Annotated in this window: 16 protein-coding genes and 1 tRNA gene; 6 read left to right on the top strand and 11 right to left on the bottom strand. The window is 58.8% G+C overall.

Annotated elements, in window-relative coordinates:
- Window positions 1-124: 124 nt before the first annotated feature.
- Window positions 125-1,036, top strand: coding sequence for a transcriptional regulator GcvA (gene gcvA, locus ACMGGE_RS02475; RefSeq protein ID WP_420293318.1), 912 nt, complete (start codon window positions 125-127; stop codon window positions 1,034-1,036).
- Between the two features lie 8 nt (window positions 1,037-1,044).
- On the opposite strand, the gene ACMGGE_RS02480 is transcribed toward gcvA, so the two are convergent.
- Window positions 1,045-1,983 carry a LysR substrate-binding domain-containing protein gene (locus ACMGGE_RS02480; protein ID WP_420293319.1) on the bottom strand — a complete coding sequence of 313 codons (939 nt, stop codon included), beginning with the start codon at window positions 1,981-1,983 and terminating at the stop codon, window positions 1,045-1,047.
- 141 nt (window positions 1,984-2,124) lie between these two features.
- Between ACMGGE_RS02480 and ACMGGE_RS02485 the strand changes: the two genes are divergently transcribed.
- Window positions 2,125-2,514: a RidA family protein gene (locus ACMGGE_RS02485; protein WP_420293320.1), complete on the top strand. Its 390-nt coding sequence runs from the start codon at window positions 2,125-2,127 to the stop codon at window positions 2,512-2,514.
- 192 nt (window positions 2,515-2,706) lie between these two features.
- Here ACMGGE_RS02485 and ACMGGE_RS02490 read toward each other — a convergent pair.
- From ACMGGE_RS02490 to ACMGGE_RS02515, 6 genes are all read right to left on the bottom strand, one after another.
- Window positions 2,707-2,782 (bottom strand) — tRNA-Asn (locus tag ACMGGE_RS02490).
- A gap of 164 nt (window positions 2,783-2,946) precedes the next feature.
- Window positions 2,947-5,136 (bottom strand): TonB-dependent siderophore receptor, encoded by a 2,190-nt coding sequence (locus tag ACMGGE_RS02495; RefSeq protein WP_111968096.1) that lies wholly within the window; start codon window positions 5,134-5,136, stop codon window positions 2,947-2,949.
- A gap of 26 nt (window positions 5,137-5,162) precedes the next feature.
- On the bottom strand, window positions 5,163-6,488 hold the full coding sequence (locus tag ACMGGE_RS02500) for a lysine N(6)-hydroxylase/L-ornithine N(5)-oxygenase family protein (RefSeq protein WP_420293321.1): 1,326 nt from the start codon (window positions 6,486-6,488) through the stop codon (window positions 5,163-5,165).
- Window positions 6,485-8,227 carry an aerobactin synthase IucC gene (gene iucC, locus ACMGGE_RS02505; RefSeq protein ID WP_420293322.1) on the bottom strand — a complete coding sequence of 581 codons (1,743 nt, stop codon included), beginning with the start codon at window positions 8,225-8,227 and terminating at the stop codon, window positions 6,485-6,487. The genes ACMGGE_RS02500 and iucC overlap by 4 nt, the downstream gene beginning before the upstream one ends.
- The gene (locus ACMGGE_RS02510) at window positions 8,224-9,171 is read right to left on the bottom strand and encodes a GNAT family N-acetyltransferase (protein WP_420293323.1); all 948 of its coding nucleotides are present in this window, start codon (window positions 9,169-9,171) and stop codon (window positions 8,224-8,226) included. Before ACMGGE_RS02510 ends, iucC begins: the two co-directional genes overlap by 4 nt.
- On the bottom strand, window positions 9,171-10,913 hold the full coding sequence (locus ACMGGE_RS02515) for an IucA/IucC family protein (RefSeq protein WP_420293324.1): 1,743 nt from the start codon (window positions 10,911-10,913) through the stop codon (window positions 9,171-9,173). Before ACMGGE_RS02515 ends, ACMGGE_RS02510 begins: the two co-directional genes overlap by 1 nt.
- Before the next feature lie 138 nt (window positions 10,914-11,051).
- On the opposite strand from ACMGGE_RS02515, the gene ACMGGE_RS02520 reads away from it, so the two are divergent.
- Window positions 11,052-12,263, top strand: coding sequence for an MFS transporter (locus ACMGGE_RS02520; protein ID WP_420293325.1), 1,212 nt, complete (start codon window positions 11,052-11,054; stop codon window positions 12,261-12,263).
- Here the strand turns inward: ACMGGE_RS02520 and mtfA are convergent.
- Window positions 12,260-13,060, bottom strand: a complete 801-nt coding sequence (gene mtfA / locus ACMGGE_RS02525; RefSeq protein ID WP_111968099.1) for a DgsA anti-repressor MtfA — start codon at window positions 13,058-13,060, stop codon at window positions 12,260-12,262. The genes ACMGGE_RS02520 and mtfA overlap by 4 nt on opposite strands.
- Before the next feature lie 216 nt (window positions 13,061-13,276).
- On the opposite strand from mtfA, the gene ACMGGE_RS02530 reads away from it, so the two are divergent.
- The 3 genes from ACMGGE_RS02530 (at window position 13,277) to ACMGGE_RS02540 (ending at window position 15,943) form a co-directional block, all read left to right on the top strand.
- A complete protein-coding gene (locus ACMGGE_RS02530) occupies window positions 13,277-13,423 on the top strand; it encodes a DUF2256 domain-containing protein (protein WP_071530926.1) in 147 nt (48 codons plus the stop codon).
- Window positions 13,420-14,949 (top strand): cryptochrome/photolyase family protein, encoded by a 1,530-nt coding sequence (locus ACMGGE_RS02535; RefSeq protein WP_420293326.1) that lies wholly within the window; start codon window positions 13,420-13,422, stop codon window positions 14,947-14,949. The genes ACMGGE_RS02530 and ACMGGE_RS02535 overlap by 4 nt, the downstream gene beginning before the upstream one ends.
- A gap of 94 nt (window positions 14,950-15,043) precedes the next feature.
- Complete coding sequence (locus ACMGGE_RS02540) at window positions 15,044-15,943, top strand: LysR family transcriptional regulator (RefSeq protein ID WP_045908141.1); 900 nt, start codon at window positions 15,044-15,046, stop codon at window positions 15,941-15,943.
- Here the strand turns inward: ACMGGE_RS02540 and ACMGGE_RS02545 are convergent.
- The 3 genes from ACMGGE_RS02545 to ACMGGE_RS02555 form a co-directional block, all read right to left on the bottom strand.
- A complete protein-coding gene (locus tag ACMGGE_RS02545) occupies window positions 15,918-16,706 on the bottom strand; it encodes a substrate-binding domain-containing protein (RefSeq protein WP_420293327.1) in 789 nt (262 codons plus the stop codon). The genes ACMGGE_RS02540 and ACMGGE_RS02545 overlap by 26 nt on opposite strands.
- A complete protein-coding gene (locus tag ACMGGE_RS02550; protein WP_048223899.1) occupies window positions 16,703-18,016 on the bottom strand; it encodes an MFS transporter in 1,314 nt (437 codons plus the stop codon). Before ACMGGE_RS02550 ends, ACMGGE_RS02545 begins: the two co-directional genes overlap by 4 nt.
- Before the next feature lie 279 nt (window positions 18,017-18,295).
- On the bottom strand, window positions 18,296-19,594 hold the full coding sequence (locus ACMGGE_RS02555) for a serine hydrolase domain-containing protein (RefSeq protein ID WP_420293328.1): 1,299 nt from the start codon (window positions 19,592-19,594) through the stop codon (window positions 18,296-18,298).
- Window positions 19,595-19,665: the final 71 nt, after the last annotated feature.

Genomic DNA, 19,665 nt, shown 5'->3' on the forward strand with positions numbered 1-19,665 from the left:
ATGACCCGACATTACAATACAATTTGCATGGCGAATATCTTCAGTATCTTACCGTAAGGGTTAGTATTACTGACATATGATCAGGTTGCCGCTGTATATCCAGCGCAGATAAGGAAGTGCTTTCATGTCGGATTTTCCACCCATTGCCAGTTTGCGAAGCTTTGAAGCCGTCGCCCGTCTTGGCAGCGTGACGCTGGCGGCGAAAGAACTCCACGTTACCCATTCCGCTATCAGCCAGCAGATCAAAACGCTGGAGGAGATGGTGGGCGTAAAGCTGTTTATCCGTCAGGGGCGAGGAGTGCAGATCAACGAAGAAGGGCGGCTCTATGCCTTACAGGTACGCGAAGCGTTGAACCACATCGCGGATGCTACCCGACTCGTACAGGTGAAGCCAAGAAAGCAGGAGTTGACGCTGGCGATGGTGCCGTCATTTGGATGCCACTGGTTATTACCGCGTCTGGCTCGTTTTCGGGCGAAATATCCGCTTATTACCCTGCGGATCCAGGCCAGCCTGACGGTCACCAGCTTGCAGCAGGAAGGGATAGATATCGCGATACGGATGGGGCAGGGAAACTGGGAAGGGAGTGAAAGCCATTATCTTTTTTCCGATGAGCTTATTGTGGTGGCCGCACCGGGCTATAACGGGGGCGTGCTGCCCGCTACGCCAGCGGAGATTGCAAAGAGTCATATTATTTTCTCCATGGAGTCGTGGAAAGCATGGTGCATGAATGCGGGTCTTGAGAAAGAGATCGTGCCTGGCGGTTTATGCGTTAACGACTCGAATTTAATTATCGAAGCCGTCCGGCTTGGAGAAGGCATCGCGCTGGAGCGCCGCTCTCTGGTTCAGGATGCCATCACCCGAGGTGAACTGGTCCAGCTAACCTCCATCACCGCACCATATCCCTGGCCTTACTGGTTGGTAACGGCGCAGTCAACGGAGGCGAAGCCGGAGGTGACACTCTTTAAGGCATGGCTGGAGGAGGAAGTGGCGGCCTGGCGGCGAGCGGTGAGTGCTGTGGAAAGTAACCAACCCTAATGAGCGAATCAGGGGCTGGGAGTAAGTGACTTATTATTGGAATTAGGAACATGTTGCCGCATCAATTCAACGATCCAATCAATAAAAACGCGCAGCCTGGCGTTGACATGGCGGTTAGGCGGAAATGCCAGGTACAGGGGCATTGGGTTAATACGCCAGTCTTCAAATAGCGGAATCAAAGAGCCAGCAGCCTGATGCGCTGCCGCCATATAGACCGGCAGCGCAATTACGCCTAATCCCGCTAACCCAGCTTCGAGGTAAGCATTGCCATCATCCACTGCAAGCACGTAGCTACCCTTGATTTCAATATGTTCACTCTCGCTGTGCAGTACCAGAGGATCAATCTTGCCGGTGCGTGAGGATAAGAATCCCACTATGCGATGGTCGGTGTTTTCCAGCTCACGCGGATGCGCAGGGGCGCCAAGGCGTTCCACATAGCTCGGTGCGACGTAAACACCGATTTGCAAATCGCCGACATGGCGTGCGATCAGGGACTGGTCGTTGATTTCGCCACCGCGCAGGACGCAATCTACGTTGTCGCCGATCAGATCCACCACCCGGTCACTCACGCCCATGTCGAACTGGATATCCGGGTAGCGTGCATGGAAAGCCGGTAGCGCCGGCACCAGGATGAGGCGGGCCAGCGGACTTGGCACATCAACCCGTAGCCGTCCCCTGGGCGTCATCGTCGCACTGGACAGGCTGTTTTCAGCATCTTCCATGTCCGCCAGCAGGCGGATGACGCGCTCGTAGTAGATCGCGCCATCGGGAGTGACGCCGAGCCTGCGGGTGGTGCGATGGAGCAGCTTGACGCGCAGGCGCGCTTCCAGCTGCTGAATGAGCTGCGTCACTGTAGTTTTGCTCATATGAAGCGTTTGGGCAGCCTTTGTGAAACTTCCTGCCTCCACCACGCGAGCAAAGGCGCGCATCGCATCGAAACGATCCATTCCTTATCCTCTCTTTTCACCGATTGTTTGGATATTACAAACAATGATGGACAAAGTCGCTTGTTTATCCGCCCGATCTGGCGCCTGTAAAGTGTCTGTATGTTCACCGGGCAGATTTCGCCCCATTACAAAGGTATAAATATGACAGCACGCGAAGCAGTTTTCCCCTCCGGTCGGCAGGCGCTCTATGAGCGTAATCGCTATTCACCGGCCATCAAATCCAACGGTTTCTTGTTCGTTTCGGGGCAGGTGGGTAGTCGCGAGGATGGTTCGCCTGAGCCCGATCTGAAAGCGCAGGTCAGGCTGGCCTTCGATAATCTTAATGCTGTCCTCGCGGCTGCGGGCTGCACGTTCAGTGACGTGGTTGACGTGACCCTCTTTGTCGTCGACCCCGCGTCAAACCTCGACGCTATCTGGAGTATCCTGCCAGAATATTGGGGGGAAGCGCCTTACCCTACGTTGACGGGAATCGGCGTGACGTGGCTGTACGGATTCCAGTTTGAGATAAAGGTGATTGCCCGGCTGCCCTGAGCGCTACGGGTCTTTCCGCCAGTCGAAAGATAAGACAGAGGTAAATTGATGAAAGCAGCGGTTTATTGCCCGGTGGCGCTGCGCTTACCGGGCCTACGGTCCCGTAGGTCGGGTAAGGCGAAGCCGCCACCCGACAATTTTACCCGACGCAGAAAAGCAAAAAGCCTGCTTCAAAAGCAGGCTTTTCAAATTTGGCTCCTCTGACTGGACTCGAACCAGTGACATACGGATTAACAGTCCGCCGTTCTACCGACTGAACTACAGAGGAATCGTGTGAACGAGGCGCATAGTAGCGACCTCACTACGCCTTGTCAAAGGGTGAAAACGCACTTTTCGTTCGTTTGCCGACAATTTCAGCAAATCGCTGATTTTATAGTAAATTTGCTTCGAAATTACACAGCAAATTGCGCCGCCCGCAGGCGGCGCGCAGGATTAGAACAGAACGGAGTAGTTCAGACCAAACGTCCGTCCGCGGCCTTTGTAGGTATACAGACCCGGTGCACCGTAGGTTGGGCTATACAGCCCCGGCGCGCGCTGACCCCAGGCGGTGGTGTAGTCTTTGTCCAGCAGGTTTTCCACGCTGAAGCTGACTTTACCCACCGGCAGGGCGTAGCTGCCCAGGAAGTCGACCGTGTTGTAGCCATCGATCTTCTTGCCGTCGGCGTCAGAGACGTCAAAGGTCTGCGTGCTCTGCACGCGCAGGGTCCAGTCGCCCGGCGCCCAGTTGACCCACGCGCTGGCTTTTGACGGGCTGGCGCTGTCGACCGTCAGCTTCTCCCATTTCCCGTTTTCGCGGGTTTCAGACTTAATGGCGTTAAAGTTCGCGCCCGTGCTCCAGTCGCTGTCGGTGAAGAAATAGTCCACCTGACCTTCCACCCCGTAGATACGACGCTTGTCGTCTTCCAGGTTGATGGTCATGTCCGTCTTGTTGATGGTGATGGTTTTATCCGAGAGCGAGTAGTACGCCGCAACCTGCGTGCGCAGGTTATCCCCGGTGTAGCGCCAGCCCAACTCATAAGCGTTGACCTTGATACCGTCCAGCTTCGAGTCGTTCACGTTGACGCTGTTCAGCAGGCGATAGTGACCGTTGCTGAGCTGATAGGTCCCGGAGCCGTAGTACTTCGCCAGGTCCGGAATTTCGAAGCCCTGGGAGAAGTTAAACCATACCTGCTGCTGTTCGGTCAGGCGACCAAGGATCCCGGCGTTAAACAGGAAGTTGTTGTAATCGGTTTTCCCACCCGGCACCGCGTCGGCGGAGGTGGCTTTCCCGGTAGCGATGGCCTGCTGCTGGGTGTAACCGACAAAATCGTCCACCTTGTTCTCGGTGTACTGGTAGCGCACGCCGCCGCTCAGGGTGATGGCGTCAATATCGTAGCTGGCCTGCAGGAACGGGGCGAGGTTGGTGATGCTGTAGCCCGGGTAGCGGCCCACGTTGTAGGCGTTATCCAGCTCCATGCCGCCGCTCGCTGCAGCTTTGCTCAGGTTAAAGAACTGCTGGTTGGCGTCGAAGGTTTCGTGGTCGGCATCCATACCCCAGGTCAGCGTTAAATCGTCCACCGGCTTGCTGTTCAGCGTCAGCTTGCCGCCGTAGAAATCAGTTTTCTGCTGCGACGCGCCGATGCTGCTGACCACGCCTTTGGTCAGGGTCGGGAACGGATAGTAGGTCAGGCTCTCGTCGCGATAGTAAATCTGCGCGACCAGATCCTGGCCCCAGAAATCGGTATTGGAGTACTGCAGGTTGATCAGATGGCGCTCGGTACCCGGCACGCGGTCAGAATCGAGGTTACCTTTGTTGTACGCGGTCGCATCCCCCGTGACCGCCGAGAAGTTCTTCCCGAGATACAGACCATGCTTGCCGTCGGACTCGCTCTTATAGTACTGAGTGGTCAGTTGCAGCTGCTGGTGATCGTCAATATTGAGGGTGCCTGTGCCCATCACATCGATACGGTCGGAATACTGTAAGCCGGTCTGGGTGTTATCAATGATCACCTCGTCGCCGTTGCCATCATACCAGCCGCCGTAGCGCTGATACGACACCGACAGACGACCGGATGCGTTATCGTTGCCGCCGCTGACCGCTGCCGATACGTTCTCATCATGGTCGTTGTGGCTGTTGAACCCGCTTTTAGCACCCGTCTGGAACTCGACTTCGGTCTCAGGCTGGCCCTTTTTGGTAACGATATTCACCAGACCACCGGTGCTGCCGCCGCCGTAGAGTGACGTGGCACCGGAGATGACTTCGATACGGTCAATGTTGAACGGATCGATAGAGTCGAGCTGGCGGCTGTCGCTGCGGGACGAGTTCAGGCGCACGCCGTCCACCATCACCATCATGGAGCGGCCGCGCAGGTTCATGCCGTAGTTGGTACGTCCCTGGCTGCTGACGTCCATACCCGGGATCAGCTGTGCCAGCACTTCTTTAATCTCTTTCCCGCCCTGAACCTGCTGCTCAATTTCAGCCCGCTCAATGACCCAGGTGGTCTGCGCCATCTCCGCCACGCTGCGGTGCGCACGGCTGGCGGAGACAACAATATTTTCTTCCTTTTGTTCTTCCGCCCACGCAGAGGTAGAAAGCATTGCAAGCAAACAAGGATTTAAAACCCAAAGATGAGAACGTTTCATTGTTATGTTGACCCTGATTGTGTGTGTCAGTACTCGATGGTTTTTGCTAATGATTTAAAAACCTGACTGTTCTCCGGGCTGGTGGTGCTTCGCCAGTGGATAACGCCAGGCGTGGTAGCCAGCTCAAACGGCTCGTCGGCATGCGCGCGATTCAGAATGCGCGCCGCGCGCCAGGCCATCAGGCTGAGCTGGGGTTCGGCAATGCCGAGACGGTGCATCCCGGCATTCACGGCGAACAGGCGGTTGCTCTGCGGACCGTCCCATTCGAGGGTGAAATCGTTGTTGATGCAGAAGGCTTCGTCCGTATCCAGATGCAGGCGGTGAGACAGCGGCGCCAGGAACGCAGGCTGCACGGCGCGATAGCCGGTGGCAAAGATCGTCACGTCGCTCTCCAGCTGCTCGCGGCCGCCGTCAAGGTGATGCTGTATGCTCAGGCGCTGGCCGTTTTCCAGGCGCGTCAGGGCTGTCACCGAGCGGGACGGCATCAGGTGCGCCCAGGGTTTTTCACGCAGCACTTCGAAGCGATGGTACATGGCGCGGTAAATCGCCAGCAGTGACTCGGTGGTGATGCCGTCGGAGGTCATCTTCTGCTCGTGCAGCATCTGACGACGCGCCTCTTCACCGAGCGTGGAGAAGCTGTCCACGTACTCCGGCGTGAAATACTCGTTAGCAAAGGCGGCTTCATCCAGCGCGTTGTAGTTGTTGCGTCGCGAGACCCAGTTCAGGCTCAGCGGCTGGCCCCATTCGCCACGGAAAATATTCAGGAACAGGTCGGCGCCGCTCTGGCCGCCGCCGACGACGGTGACGCGCTTGCCCGTAAGATCCGGCGTGCGCAGCATCATCTCGCTGGCGTGGAAGCAGGTATCGTCCTGCACGGTGACGCAGTCCGGCAGGTTGATCTGCTTACCGATCCCTACGCAGACGTGGCGCGCCAGGAAGCGGTCGCGCTGGGTCACCACCTCAAACAGGCCGCTTTTCTCATCAAAGTTCACCTGCTGTACCTGCTGGCTGAAGGCGAGGTTGGTGAGGTTGTCCGCCGCCCAGCACAGGTAATCGGCAAACTCTTCCCGCGAAACGGTGCGCTGTTCGGTGGTCAGGAAGCGGTAGAACTTTTTACGCTGCACCAGGTAGTTCAGGAAGCTGTGGCGGTTGGTCGGCTCCACGGCGCTGACCAGATCCTTCAGAAAGCTGGTCTGCATGTGGCAGTCCGGCACCATCATCCCCGGGTGCCAGGAAAAGTGAGGTTTACGCTCAAGAAACAGCGAGCTAAAGCCGTCCAGCCCTTCCGCCAGCGCGGCGATGCTGAGGTTAAACGGGCCGATACCAATGCCGATGAAATCATAGGTTTTCATTGCGCTGACTCCCGGGAGGCCAGAAAAAGAGGGTTATCAAGGTCGGTGACGTAGTTCGGCAGCATGCGGCTGCCGCCGTCGTGTTCGGAGAAGGTCAGTTTGACCGGGTTGAGGATCACGCGAATAATCTGCGGCTTAAACAGGTCGAACTTCGCGAAGCGATCGGCAAGCTCGGGGTGCGCGGCTATATAGCGGTGAAGAACCCCGGCGAGGATCTGATAGAAACGCGTTTCGCTGACGCCGCTTTGCAGCGTGAGGCGTGAGATAAAACGCAGCACCGTCACAAAGTTGCCGGTTTGCAGATCGTGAATGATGTAATCCGCGCTCAGGCGCGCCGTGACGGCCTTCACCTGATCAGGCAGGCTCTGGGCCTGAGGGAAATCTTCATCCACCAGGCGCATATCGCCCTGGAAATCCTTCAGCAGGATGCGCTGCGGGACATAATCCTTCATCACCAGCGTCACGTTCTGGCCGTGGGCGATCAGCGCCACGCCGTAGCGGCAGAGCAGGTGATAGAACGGGATCACCGATGCCTCAAACAGTTTTTCCAGCCATGCGTCGGCGCTTAACCCGGAGCGACTGATCCACGCGTCGATCAGCGCACACCCGGCGTTGTCGGTTTCCATTAGCGCCGCCAGCAGCACCGCCTGTTCGCCGTCCTGCAGATAGCAGGACGGGTTTTCCCGCCAGATCACGCCCAGCATCTCCTGATAGCGATAGGGCGCTTTCGGCAATGCGGCATAACCCGGATGCGAGAGATACCCGGCAGCGGGCTCACCCAGCACCTGCGCGCCAGAGCGGGCAAGCGTGGCGTCGCTGGCGAACTGCTGCTGCAGCCAGCGCGAGGCCAGCGGCCCGGCGGCAATGTATTTGCCCGGAATACCGCGATAGCAGGAGGTGTTGTAGATTGTCAGCGGGAGCTTGATGTCAAACGGCGCGCGACGGCTGGCGTTGGTGAGCGTGCGCAGGGACTGCTGCGCCAGGTACTCATCGCCAAACTCGCCCAGCTCAACCATCTCACCGCGTGCCAGCTGCGCCAGGAAATGAATGGCGATCTTCTGCTGCCACTGCCATGGGTGCAGCGGCACCGGCAGCCAGCTCTCGTCGAGACCCAGCGCCTGCCAGCGGGCGTCAAAGCGGGCGCGCTCGGCGTTGTCCATGGCGCTGGCCAGCAGGGCGCTGATATCACAATCGACGTCGCTGCTCCAGACCAGATGCTCCCGCTGAACGGCAACCCAGTGCAGACGAAAACGTCCGCGATACTCAGGCGCGTACTGACGCAGCGCGTCCAGACCCCAGCCGCGGCGGCCTTTGTTGAAAATAAACTTCGGGTGACCGCGCATCAGGCACTGTAATTCGTCCGGATCGAGGTGGATCAGCGCGTCCGCGTCCAGCGCTTCACGCGCCTGCAGCAGCTGTATGTCGCCGCGCAGCGTGGCGTAGAGATCTTCCATGTGCTCCGCCGTCTGCGCGTCGCTCATCTCCAGCACCTTCGCCAGCTGCAGCAGCGCGCGCTCCGCCTCCACGGCGGCACCGCTGGCGGTGGTCAGGCTGTCCGGGTCGATATGCAACCAGCCCCAGATCCCGCGCGTGGCGCAAAACTGCCAGGACTCGTTGCCCATGGTGATGCGCCAGGCGTCAGACGCAAGCGGCTCGGCGCGCAGGGTGCGTTCATACTCCAGCTCGGCGAGGATCTTCGCCACCATCTCGCGGTTCACTTTTTCCCAGAGCGCGTTCAAAGGCCCACCTCGCTGAAGAAGCGGTGACGCTGGCTCATAATGAGGCGCGAGCGTTTATGCGGGAAGTCGAACTCTTTCACCGTGTTGAAACCGGCAGAGTCCAGATGGCGGAACAGGCGCTGGTTGTCGAAGCGTGGCTCGGCAACAATCCGCGTAGTGCGCGGTTCATCCAGATACAGGTAGTGGCTCAGTCCGCGCAGCCAGCTGCGGATATACTGCGCACCGCGCCAGTTCTCTTCGCCCACCAGCATGTGCAGCCCGCGGTCAAACGGCTGCCAGCGGTAGTGGCGGCCAATACGGTCTTCCGCCGCCCAGTAGAGTTCAAAATAGCCGAACGGCTGGTCGTCGAAGCAGCCGATAACCGGGTAGCAGTAGGTCGAGTCGAGCTGACGGCGCAGGTAGTTTTCCTGCTCGGCCTGCGGGCCCGCCATCTCCCAGAAGGCGTTCACGCGCGGGTTGTTCATCCATTGGGTAAAGCGCTCGCCGTCCAGCGCCACGTCTGCCACGCGGAAGCTGAGGGTGCGCTTAATTTGCGGATCGTAACGGCGATACACTTCGCCCTGCGGGCGGTGAGGGCGCAGCGGGAAATACAGCTGACGGCTCTCGTCAAACTGCATTCCGCCGCTCGCCTGATGCCGTTCCCCTTTCAGCCACAGCGGCAACTGCCAGAAGGCATCGCGCGCCAGATAATCACCATGGGCCAGGCCAAACAGCGCCTGCGCCTGGGGTTCATCCTGCCAGTCCGCCCACGGTAACGTAATGCCGGTCAGCGCGGGGGCGGCCACAAACAGCTGATCCAGAGCTTCCATCAACCAGCCGTCCGGGATCCCCTTCAGACGCTCCAGCACCGCGCTGCCGTCGAGACCCAACGCCAGCGGCAGGGTGCGATCCGTTGCGGTGCAGTGAAAGCCGTAGCCGGAATGGACGATATTCGCGATAGCCATCACGCCTTCTCCTTGTAGAACGGGTTGCTAAAGTCGAAATAGATCACCGCCGGATCGGCGATGGTGTTTTCATTGCGATCGTGCAGGTAGCAGAAGAAGTTGCCTTTGCAGTTCCAGGTCGGGCTGTCGAGCACGTAGTCGAGGCAGCGGGTCTGCTTCGCCGTGCGGCGCAGTTCCGCCAGCGCGTCGCGCACCCGGGACATCAGGCTCTCCTCGCTGTCAAAACCGGCGGCAGCAAGGGCGGCGGTAACGGCAAGGGTAGAGTTCAGCAGCAGGTAGTAAGGGAAGTAGCGCAGCAGCTGGCTCTCGCCAAAGCGGTTTTCCACCTCAGTTTCGCCAGCTTCTTTCAGCCACGCGTCGGCGCTTTCGGTCCACGCGCTGCCCTGGCAGTCGCGATAGATCAGCCCGACCGGGAAATCCTGCTGCATCTCAACGAGGATATTTTGCTGATGCGCCAGCAGGACCAGACCGTAGTCCGCTTCGGCGCTGAACAGCGGAAGCAATACGCGGTCGCAGTAGGCGTCCAGCCAGCAGCGGGCGGCCTGAGCGAGCGGTAAATTAAGACGCTCGCTCAGACGGCGCACCGCCGCAGCGAGCAGGCTGTCACCGCCGTCCGGCGCGGCCTGCGTCAGGCTCACCAGCACGTTGGTCTGGGTGTCTGGCGTATCGAACAGCAGATTAACGCGCAGGGCCATCAGGCTCTCTTCCTGAATGACGCCGCTGTCATCGCGCAGTCCCGCCCAGCCGTCTTCCTGCATCACACGCATGGTCGGGTAGCGCGCCTGTAATTCCTGCCAGCGTTCCGTTTTTGCCAGACGCGCCAGGCGCATGCCGCGCTTCACCTCTTTCACAGACAGCGTGCGCACGGAGTTGGTCAGGCGCACGCTGAGGGAGAACTTAATCATGTCGCTGTTGGTCTCGCTGTACAGCGAGCGGGAGGAGCTGGTGGGCAGCCACTGTGCGCCCGCTTCCCCCAGATCCTGCAGTGAACCGTCTTCCGCCAGACGCTGGCACCAGTCCTGCTCCAGCAGATAGTCGGCCTGCCACGGGTGCATCGGCAGCAGCCAGCGGGTGTCGGTGAAGTGGCCGAGCAGCTCGGGCGCGCTCTGGGCCGCAAAGCGCAGCAGACGTTCACGCAGGGAGACGTTCAGGCTGGCGCCGGCAACGAGCGTGCTCTCAACGGCAAACCAGCGCAGCGGGAAGCGGGAGGCGAAATCTGGCAGGTAGCGACGCGCCTCGGTTTCGTTGAACGGCTCGTGCGACTTCGGTGCCGGATGAAACGCATGGCCGACCAGCAGCGCCTGCTCCGCGTCGGGAAACGTCAGCGGCTTATCGCGCAGGGTTGCCCAGCCGTGGCGTAAATCAATCGCCTGCCAGGTGTGGGCATGGCTTTCGAGAACGCGCTGCTTAAAACGCGCCAGCGTATCGGCATCCAGTGAGCCTTTTACGGACGGTTTTTCAAGAATTAAATCAACCAGTTGAGAGAATGTGACGGCGTCACTGCGGTCGCTGTTGCTCTGAATAAGCGTTGCCGGGAAACGGTACTGATGATGCTGGGTGGGAGAGAAATAGCGTACCGGCACCCGAAGCGCCTGGGTTTGGGAAAGCGGGATATGGATCTCAGATAGCGCATCCGCATCGGTAGCGGAGTGATAGCGCCAGTCCTTCGTTTCGCGCAACAGGGCGTTTAAAAAACACTGGGCTGCAACGTCTGTACCGGCGGCGCGGAGCAGAGCACGCATAGATGTACCTCATTCCATGATTGATAATAATTCTCGTTATGATATTCATTCTGTTTACAGTCGCAACCATTTTTGCAATATTTGTTTTCATAAACTTCATAATTTCCACACATTTATTGACACTATGTTCACATTCTCATGCGCGCTGACTCTGAAACCTTGACGGAAAACGTCACCTCAAAAGCTAACTGGCCCCTGGCGCTATCTGCGGGTTTACTGGGCATCGGGCAAAACGGTTTGCTGGTGATGCTCCCGCAGCTGGTCACCCTGACCGGGCTGTCACTCTCGGTCTGGGCCGGGCTGTTGATGTTTGGATCCATGCTCTTTTTACCGGCATCACCCTGGTGGGGGCGTCAGAGCGAGCGGAAGGGGTGTAAGTCCGTCATGCTGGCCTCACTAAGCGGCTATCTGGCCAGTTTTGTTGTGATGGCGCTGGTGGTCTGGGCGATGGCGGCCGGAAGGCTGGATACGGTCTGGGGGCTGGCGGGGCTTATATTCTCGCGCCTGCTCTACGGACTGACGGTCTCGGGGCTGGTGCCTGCGGCCCAGACGTGGGCGATTCAGCGTGCGGGACTGGAGAAAAGAATGGCGGCGCTGGCGACGATCAGCTCCGGCCTCAGCTGCGGGCGTTTGCTCGGCCCACCGCTGGCGGCGCTGATGCTCAGCGTTAATCCGGTGGCGCCGCTCTGGCTGATGGCGGTTGCACCGCTTCTCGCTCTGCTGCTGGTGCTTCGCGAAGTCGCTGACCCGCCGCTGCCGCCGGTAGCCCTCCAGGCAACCCGCCTGCAGGCCTCCATGCTGCCGTTCCTGCTGCTGGCGCTGCTGCTGGCGGCGCTGGTGAGCCTGATGCAGATTGGCCTGTCACCGCATCTTAGCCCATTGCTGGGCGGTAACGCCCGGGAGATCAGCCATCATGTCGCGCTCCTGCTGAGCCTGGCCGCGCTGGCCACGCTCGCGGCACAGTTTCTGGTGGTCCGCCCGCAGCATTTCAGCCCGGTGACATTGCTCTGCATCGCGGCGGTGCTGATGGTGGCAGGGCTTGGGCTGATGTCTGTTGCCGGTTTAATGTTGTTCTACGTGGGGATTGTTATCACGTCACTCGGGGCGGCGATGGCCACGCCGGGCTACCAGCTTCTGCTGAACGATCGGCTTACCACGGGGAAAGGCGCGGGCGTCATCGCCACCAGCCACACATTAGGCTACGGCGTCAGCGCACTGCTGGTGCCGGTCGTGACGCGCTTTTACGGGGAGCAGGCTTTAACAGTGGCCGCATGGGGAATGGCGCTGCTGTTTTTAGCCCTGAGCATAGGGGTATGGTCAACTGAGCGTACCCCTGCTGAAAAAGCTTAATGGACCTGGCGGGAGGAGGAATGCCCGCCAGACCCCTCATTCTGCCGCAGGCGCTGGAGCGGATCCTGCTGATAAAACTGGCAGAAACGTTGCCACAGGGCCGGGAAACGGGGCGCGAAAAGCTCTGGCGCGCTGAAGAAATACTCGGAGAGCACCGCAAAGCACTCAGCCGGGTCGGTTGCCGCATAGGCGTCAATGCTGGCCGCGCTCTCGCCCACAAGGTCTATTTCATCCTGGATGTTATCCATCGCCGCGTGCAGGTCGTGCTCCCAGCCCGCGACCTCGCGAAGCGGGATCAGCGGAACGCCGCTGGCGCGATCGCCGTTGCGGGTATCCAGTTTGTGCGCCACCTCATGGATAATCAGATTAAAACCGGAGGCGTCGAACGAGTCCTGAATATCGAGCCAGTTGAGGATTATCGGCCCTTGCTGCCAGCTTTGTCCGGACTGCACCACGCGCTGGTTATGCACCAGCCCGATGTCGTCCTGCCATTCGTCATCCACCACGAACGGCGCGGGATAGATAAGCACTTCGTGGAAACCGTCCAGCCACTCAATGCCGAGTGCAAGCACCGGCAGACAGAACAGCAGGGCGATGCGGGCGTTTTTCAGGGGATCGAGTTCAAACCCCTGCAGTGGCACCAGGCGTTTTTGCTGCAAAAAACGATCCGCCAGTTGAACCAGTTTCGATTGTTCATCCGGGTTTAGATTAGCCAGAACAGGGATCGTCAGCGCGTCATCCCATGGCAGCGCTACATCCCGGCCAGCCTCATTCGTTTTCCAGGGCCACTTTATCATCGCTTTGCTCGCAAACTCGTCACTTGAACAAAAATGGGAAAGTCAGGTTCGGTTAAGATGCCAGAAAATCGCTCACTGCGACAAATCCAGCCTGAATAAACTATCATTTCGTACGTAGCGGTGGGTAGCGGTTTGCGGGCATCACCTTCATTTTGTGAAGTCTGTCGTGGCCTTTATCCGCAGGTGGGGTGAATTAATCAGTGCGGTATTGAAAAGATGAGCGATTTCAAAGGTAACAAGCAGGACCTGCCCAGTCGACTGTGTGTGCACTGCCAGCGGCCCATGACGTGGCGCAAGAAATGGGCGAAATGCTGGAATGAGGTTAAATACTGTTCTGAGCGTTGCCGCAGGAGCCACCGTTGACCGAGCTGCGTCTGATCCTGGGCGATCAGCTTAATCCGCATCACAGCTGGTTTGATACCTGCAGTTCGAACGTCATTTACGTGATGCTGGAACTCCGGGCAGAAACCGCCTATGTGCTTCATCACGCCCAGAAAGTTATCGCTATCTTCGCCGCCATGCGGGCGTTTGCCTCTGCATTAAAAGAGAAGGGGCATCGGGTGAGGTATGTCCGACTCTCCGACGGCTCAAACCGCGGCGCGCTGGAAGACAATCTCAACGCGCTTGTCGCGCATTACGGCGCGGACAGGGTGATATGGCAGGAGCCCGACGAATGGCGTCTTGATACGCAGCTGCAGGCGTGGGCGAAGACGGTCTCCGTTGAAACGGCCTGCGTCAGCAGCGAGCATTTTTTCACCACTCGGGAACAGGTCAGCGCGTTCTTTGCGTCACGCAAAAGCTGGCGAATGGAGTACTTTTATCGGGAAATGCGTCGTCAGCACGGCGTCCTGTTAACCTCTGAAGGCGAGCCGGAAGGGGGGAAATGGAATTTCGATGCTGAAAACCGCAAGCGCTGGTCCGGCGAGCCTCCCGCGCCGGTGGACGCGCGTCCCTGCCACGATCGTTCCGCCTTATGGGCGGAGATCCAACGCTGCGGCGTAAAGACCTTCGGCGAACCGCAGGCCGACAATTTTCGCTGGCCGCTCAACCGTGCGGAAGCCAAAGCCAGGCTGGATAATTTTATCGCGCACGTGCTCCCGCAGTTTGGAAACTGGCAGGACGCGATGCACGCGGAGGAACCTTTTCTTTTCCACTCGTTAATTTCATTCGCGCTGAACGTTAAAATGCTTAATCCGCGGGAAGTGGTCGCGGCCGCCCAGCAGGCGTGGCGTTCGGGCCACGCGCCGCTGCCTGCCGTTGAAGGGTTTATCCGACAAATTCTCGGCTGGCGGGAGTATGTGCGCGGGATCTACTGGTCGCAGATGCCGGGCTATCGGGAGCTGAATGCCTTAGACCAGCATGCCCCGCTGCCGGACTGGTTCTGGACGGGCAAGACGCAGATGCGCTGCCTGGCGCATGCCGTTGGGCAGTCGCTCACCGAGGCTTACGCCCACCATATCCAGCGCCTGATGGTCATCGGCAACTTTAGCCTGCTCAGCGGCCTGTCGCCGCAGGCGGTCCATGAATGGTATCTGGGCGTCTATATTGACGCCTTTGAGTGGGTGGAGCTGCCCAACACCCTCGGCATGAGCCAGTTTGGCGATGGCGGGTTACTGGCCAGTAAACCCTACGTCTCGAGCGCGTCATACATTCATAAGATGAGTAATTACTGTCAGGGGTGCCGGTATCAACACAACCTGCGTACCGGCGAACAGGCGTGCCCCTTCAATGCCCTTTACTGGGACTTCTTTGCGCGCAATAAGGCGCGTCTCGGTAACAATCCCCGCCTGGGCATTGTCTTTAAACAGCTAGCGGACATGACGGAAGAGGATCGGCAGGCCATTGCAGACCGCGCGGGGTACGTCCGCCTGCATCTCAACGACCTCTGATCGGTATTTCAACGCCTGGGCGGTTGCGGCAGGTCAATAAGACGCTATTATTTTTGACTTTGTTGCGTATTCCCTGACAGGACATCCAGACGCTATGCCCGTGAATTTTGACCTTAACGATCTTTATGCTTTCAGAGCGTTAGTGGAATACGGTAACTTCCGTGTCGCCGCTGAATCTATCTGTTTATCCCAGTCGGCGCTGAGCCGCAGGATTGAAAAGCTGGAAGCCGCGCTGGGAAACAGGCTGTTCGATCGCACCACCCGCCGCGTGGCGCTGACGCTCTACGGACAAAACTTTGCCGAGCGCTCCGCACAGTTGCTCGACAGCGTTGAGTCAATGCTCGCGGATGTCGATAAGGCCAGTGAAGAGCGGACGGGGCTGATCACGGTTGCCACGGTACCTTCCGCGGCCTGTTACTTTATGCCTGACGTGATCCGGCGTTTTCAGTCTCGCTATCCGCGTGTTCGCATTAAGCTCATCGACAGCAGCGCGGGCAATGTGATTGACGCCGTGGCCCGCAGCCAGGCGGATTTTGGTATCTGCTTTGCAGGAAACCTGCCGTCTGAAATCGAATTTTTCCCGCTGGTGGAGGATGTCTACGTTGCGGCGTGCAGAAAGGATCATCCTCTGGCGCAGAAGAGTCACCTGACGTGGAAGACGTTTTACCAGCAGGATTATATCTCCCTCGATAAAACGTCAGGCAACCGCAATCTGCTCGACCGGATGCTGGGGGATATCGTTCCCGAGCGACCCAGCGTCTGCGAAACACGTCACGTTACCACGATGCTCGGTATGGTTGAGGCGGGGATCGGCATCGCTGCCGTTCCCGCCATGTCAATGCCGACCTCAGAGCACACGCTGTTGACGCATCTGCCGCTGATGGCGCCGGAAGTGAAACGCACCGTGGGGCTTATCCGGCGCCGGGGGCGCATCCAGTCTTATATTGCGGCTGAACTGGAAAAGCAGATCACCGAGCAGTATCGCCGGACGTAACGGGGATCATCCCCGTCTCCGTAATGACGGCCCTTGAGGGCGGTGAGGCGAGATAGGTCAACAGCGCTTTCCCCTCCCCGGGATGTTCTGCATGGCGGGTAACCGCGCCCGCGAAGCGCGTGATGTATTGCACATTGTCAGGGATTTTCCCGACAAAGGTGACGCCCTGAACCGGCAACAGCTCGCTAACCTGCTGGAAACCGAGGGTGTATTTTCCTTTGGCCACTTCTGAGGCGACCGGAATACGTTCGACCTTTGTCGCTTTACCCGCCACCTCTTTTTCTATTCCCAGCTTTTTGAATAACGCCTGGCTGACGTACCTGCCGCTGGCGCTGTCAGAGTAGGCGATGGAGCTGGCCTGCAGCAGCGTTTCACGCAGTTTCGCGTCGCTGCTGATATCCGGTACTTTCGCTCCTTTTTTTACCACCATGCCAACGGGAGAATCCGCGAGTTCCGTTCGCGAATCCGGCTGGGTCTGGCTGGCCTTTTCGAGCTTCTCCAGCGCATCGCCCACCATAATCACCACGTCGGCCTTCTCGCCGCGCGCCAGTCGGTTTGGGATCGCCTGCGGCGTATTGCCCATTGAGGGGCCGGGGATGATCACAATTTTATCCCCGGTCCGGTGTTCATATTCCGGGGCCAGCTTTTCAAGGGCGGCTTTAAAACCGCCTGAGATCATCACCTTCACGTCCTGAGCAAAGGCATTGACGCTCAGGAGCGTCAGCACCAGCGCGCTGGCGGTATAGCGATAAGTGCGTTTCATACTGCCCCCTCTGACTTGACGGTGTTTTGCAGCGATACCGCGCGGCGGCGGTAGAGGTAGAGCGTCGCCAGCAGGGCACATACCGCGGCGAAGCTCATCCAGTAGCCCGGCGAGGCTTTGTCGCCGGTGTATTCAATCAGCGCGGTGGACATGACCGGGGTAAAGCCGCCAAAGACCGCCGTTGCCAGGCTGTAAGCCAGCGAGAAGCCTGCCACGCGCACTTCAGCCGGCATAATTTCCGTCAGCGCCGGGATCATTGCGCCGTTATAGAGGCCGTAGAGGAAGGAGAGCCACAGCAGCACGCTCAGCATCATCGAGAAGCTGGGCGCGCTCGCCAGCAGCGTCAGGGCTGGGTAGCTGGTCGCCAGCGCCAGCAGGGTCATGGCAATCAGCACCGGCTTGCGCCCGAAGCGATCCGACAGGGCACCGCCCACCGGCAGCCAGATGAAGTTAGAGATCGCCACCAGCAGCGTGACCAGCAGGCTGTCCGACGCGCTCAGCATTAGCACCTTTTTGCCAAAGGTGGGCGCATAAACGGTGATCAGATAAAAGGCCGTGGTGGTCATCGCCACCATCAGCATGCCCGCGACCACCACCTGCCAGTTGCCAAGCAGCGTTTTAAAGACCTGACGCATCTCCAGATGATGGCGACGCGCGCTGAACTCTTCCGTTTCTTCCAGCTTGCGGCGCAGGAAGAAGATAAACGGCACGATTAAACAGCCGAACAGGAACGGGATGCGCCAGCCCCATTCGCGGATGGCGCTCTCTTCCAGCATCGCGTTCAGCGCAAAGCCCATTGCGGCGGCGACCATAATGGCGACCTGCTGGCTACCGGACTGCCAGCTGGTGTAAAAACCCTTGCGGCCCGGCGTGGCGATTTCAGCCAGATAGACCGACACGCCCCCAAGCTCCGCGCCGGCGGAAAAGCCCTGCAGCAGACGGCCCGTCAGCACCAGCAGCGGTGCCCACAGACCGATGCTTTGATAAGACGGAATAAGCACGATCAGGAAGGTCCCCGCCGCCATGATGGACAGCGTGACAATCAGCCCCTTTCTGCGCCCCACTTTGTCGATATAGGCACCAAGCACGATGGCGCCGATTGGACGCATCAAAAAGCCTGCGCCGAAGACGGCGAAGGTCATCATCAGCGACGCAAATTCACTGCTCGCCGGGAAGAAGGTATGGGCGATATAGGTGGCGTAGAACCCGAACAGGAAGAAGTCGAATTGCTCAAGAAAGTTGCCGGACGTGACGCGAAGTATCGCGCCCGCTTTCGACCGTACGGTTGCAGGTGAGGTTGAGGAAAACATGGTTATCTCCAGTTTATTGTTGACGTTTTACGCGTCTGTTTCTGAAAACTGGATCAGGATGAGGAATTAGATAAGCGCAAATGCCGCATCGACTGATGCATTTTTTGCATGAATATAAGTCGGTTGATAAATACAATTAATGGCAACAATAACTTAACAAACCGTTGGCTTTTTATTCACCAGTAATTTGTAAGTCTCTGATATTGCGATTTTGTGATGTGGCGCAGAGGCGCTTTCAGAATGCGCCGGGTAACTGCTTCATTACCCGGCGGATGCATTTCAGCGCAGCGCCCTGGCAATTGCGCTAAACATCAGAGAAGCTTCCAGCGGCTGGGCGCTGAAGGACGGCTCCGCCTGCGGCCAGGTAGACCACTGGACGATGACCAGATTTTCCTTCGGGTTCACCACGATCATCTGCCCGAAAATGCCCAGCGCCCAGAGCGAACCTTTTAGCGAATCCTGTGCCGTGGGCTCTACGCCCGTGGCGTTCGCGGGCACTTCATTGTTCCACCACTGATAGCCGTACAGCCCCTCGGGATGGGCGTCTGATACCGAGCCTTTGGCCTTCGTCCAGTCTGACGACTGCCGGATCCAGTTTTCCGGCAGGATGGTCTTACCGTTCGGCAGCCTACCGTTGTTCAGGATAAATTGCCCGAAGCGTCCCCAGTCCTCCAGCGTGGCGTTAAAGCCGTGCGCGCCGACGTCGTGCTGGCCTTTGCTGTAGGCATGCCACACGCCGTCGCTCGCCATGCCGTAAGGCTGCCAGATGCTTTTCTCCAGATAAGCTGCGAGCGTCATGCCGGTGGCCCGCTCCAGCACGTCACCCAGCAGCCAGGCGCCACCCGAAGAGTAAGACCAATTCTCTCCGGCCGGATGCGCTCTGCGTAACCCCTTCACCAGCTTGCGCACGCAGTCATAGGTACCCGGCTTCGCCTCGCACTCGGTGAGCTGCGCAAAGTCGGAGTGGGGGTTGGTGTAATCCTCGTTCCAGGCCACGCCGGAGGTATGGGTGATCAGCTGTCTGAGCGTCACGCCATCCCACGCGGTGCCTTTCAGGTCGGGTTCATACCGCGTGATCCGATCGTCAAGCGAGTGGATCTTTCCCTCTTTGAGGGCCACGCCCACCAGCGCCGATACCACCGATTTCCCAACCGAGCGCGAGGTCCAGAGCGTCGAGTCGGTATTGCCCTCTCCAAGATACTTCCAGGCGATTTTGCCGTCCTTCAGCACCAGCATGCCGCTGACGTTCTGGCGCTGGAGGTACTCCTGAAGGCCGTAGCGCCTGCCGTTGACCTGATAGTGTGCGTCCGTGAGCGGCTTGTCCGACATTTGCAGCGGCACGGCGTTACCGTGGCGGAAACGATCCCCGGCGTAGTTGCGGTAGTCATTGCGAAAGCCCACCACGCGATCGGCCTGGCTCCAGGTGAGCATCTTATGGGGGTCTGGCAGCGTGGTGTCGAAGGGGGCTGGGCAGGCGCTGAGGTCGGTGCCTTTACAGGCCGCCACTGCCGCAGGGGAGATCAGGGTGCTGAAGACAAGGCCCGCCAGCAGGGCATGGTTTACTTTTCTGTTTTTCATATCCGTCTCTTACAGGTTAGGAACGGCTTCAGTTTAAAAACCCCGGGGCTATAATAAAAAACGCGTAGCGG

Source organism: Enterobacter sp. BNK-22 (assembly GCF_048684805.1).
Taxonomy (GTDB): domain Bacteria; phylum Pseudomonadota; class Gammaproteobacteria; order Enterobacterales; family Enterobacteriaceae; genus Enterobacter; species Enterobacter quasiroggenkampii.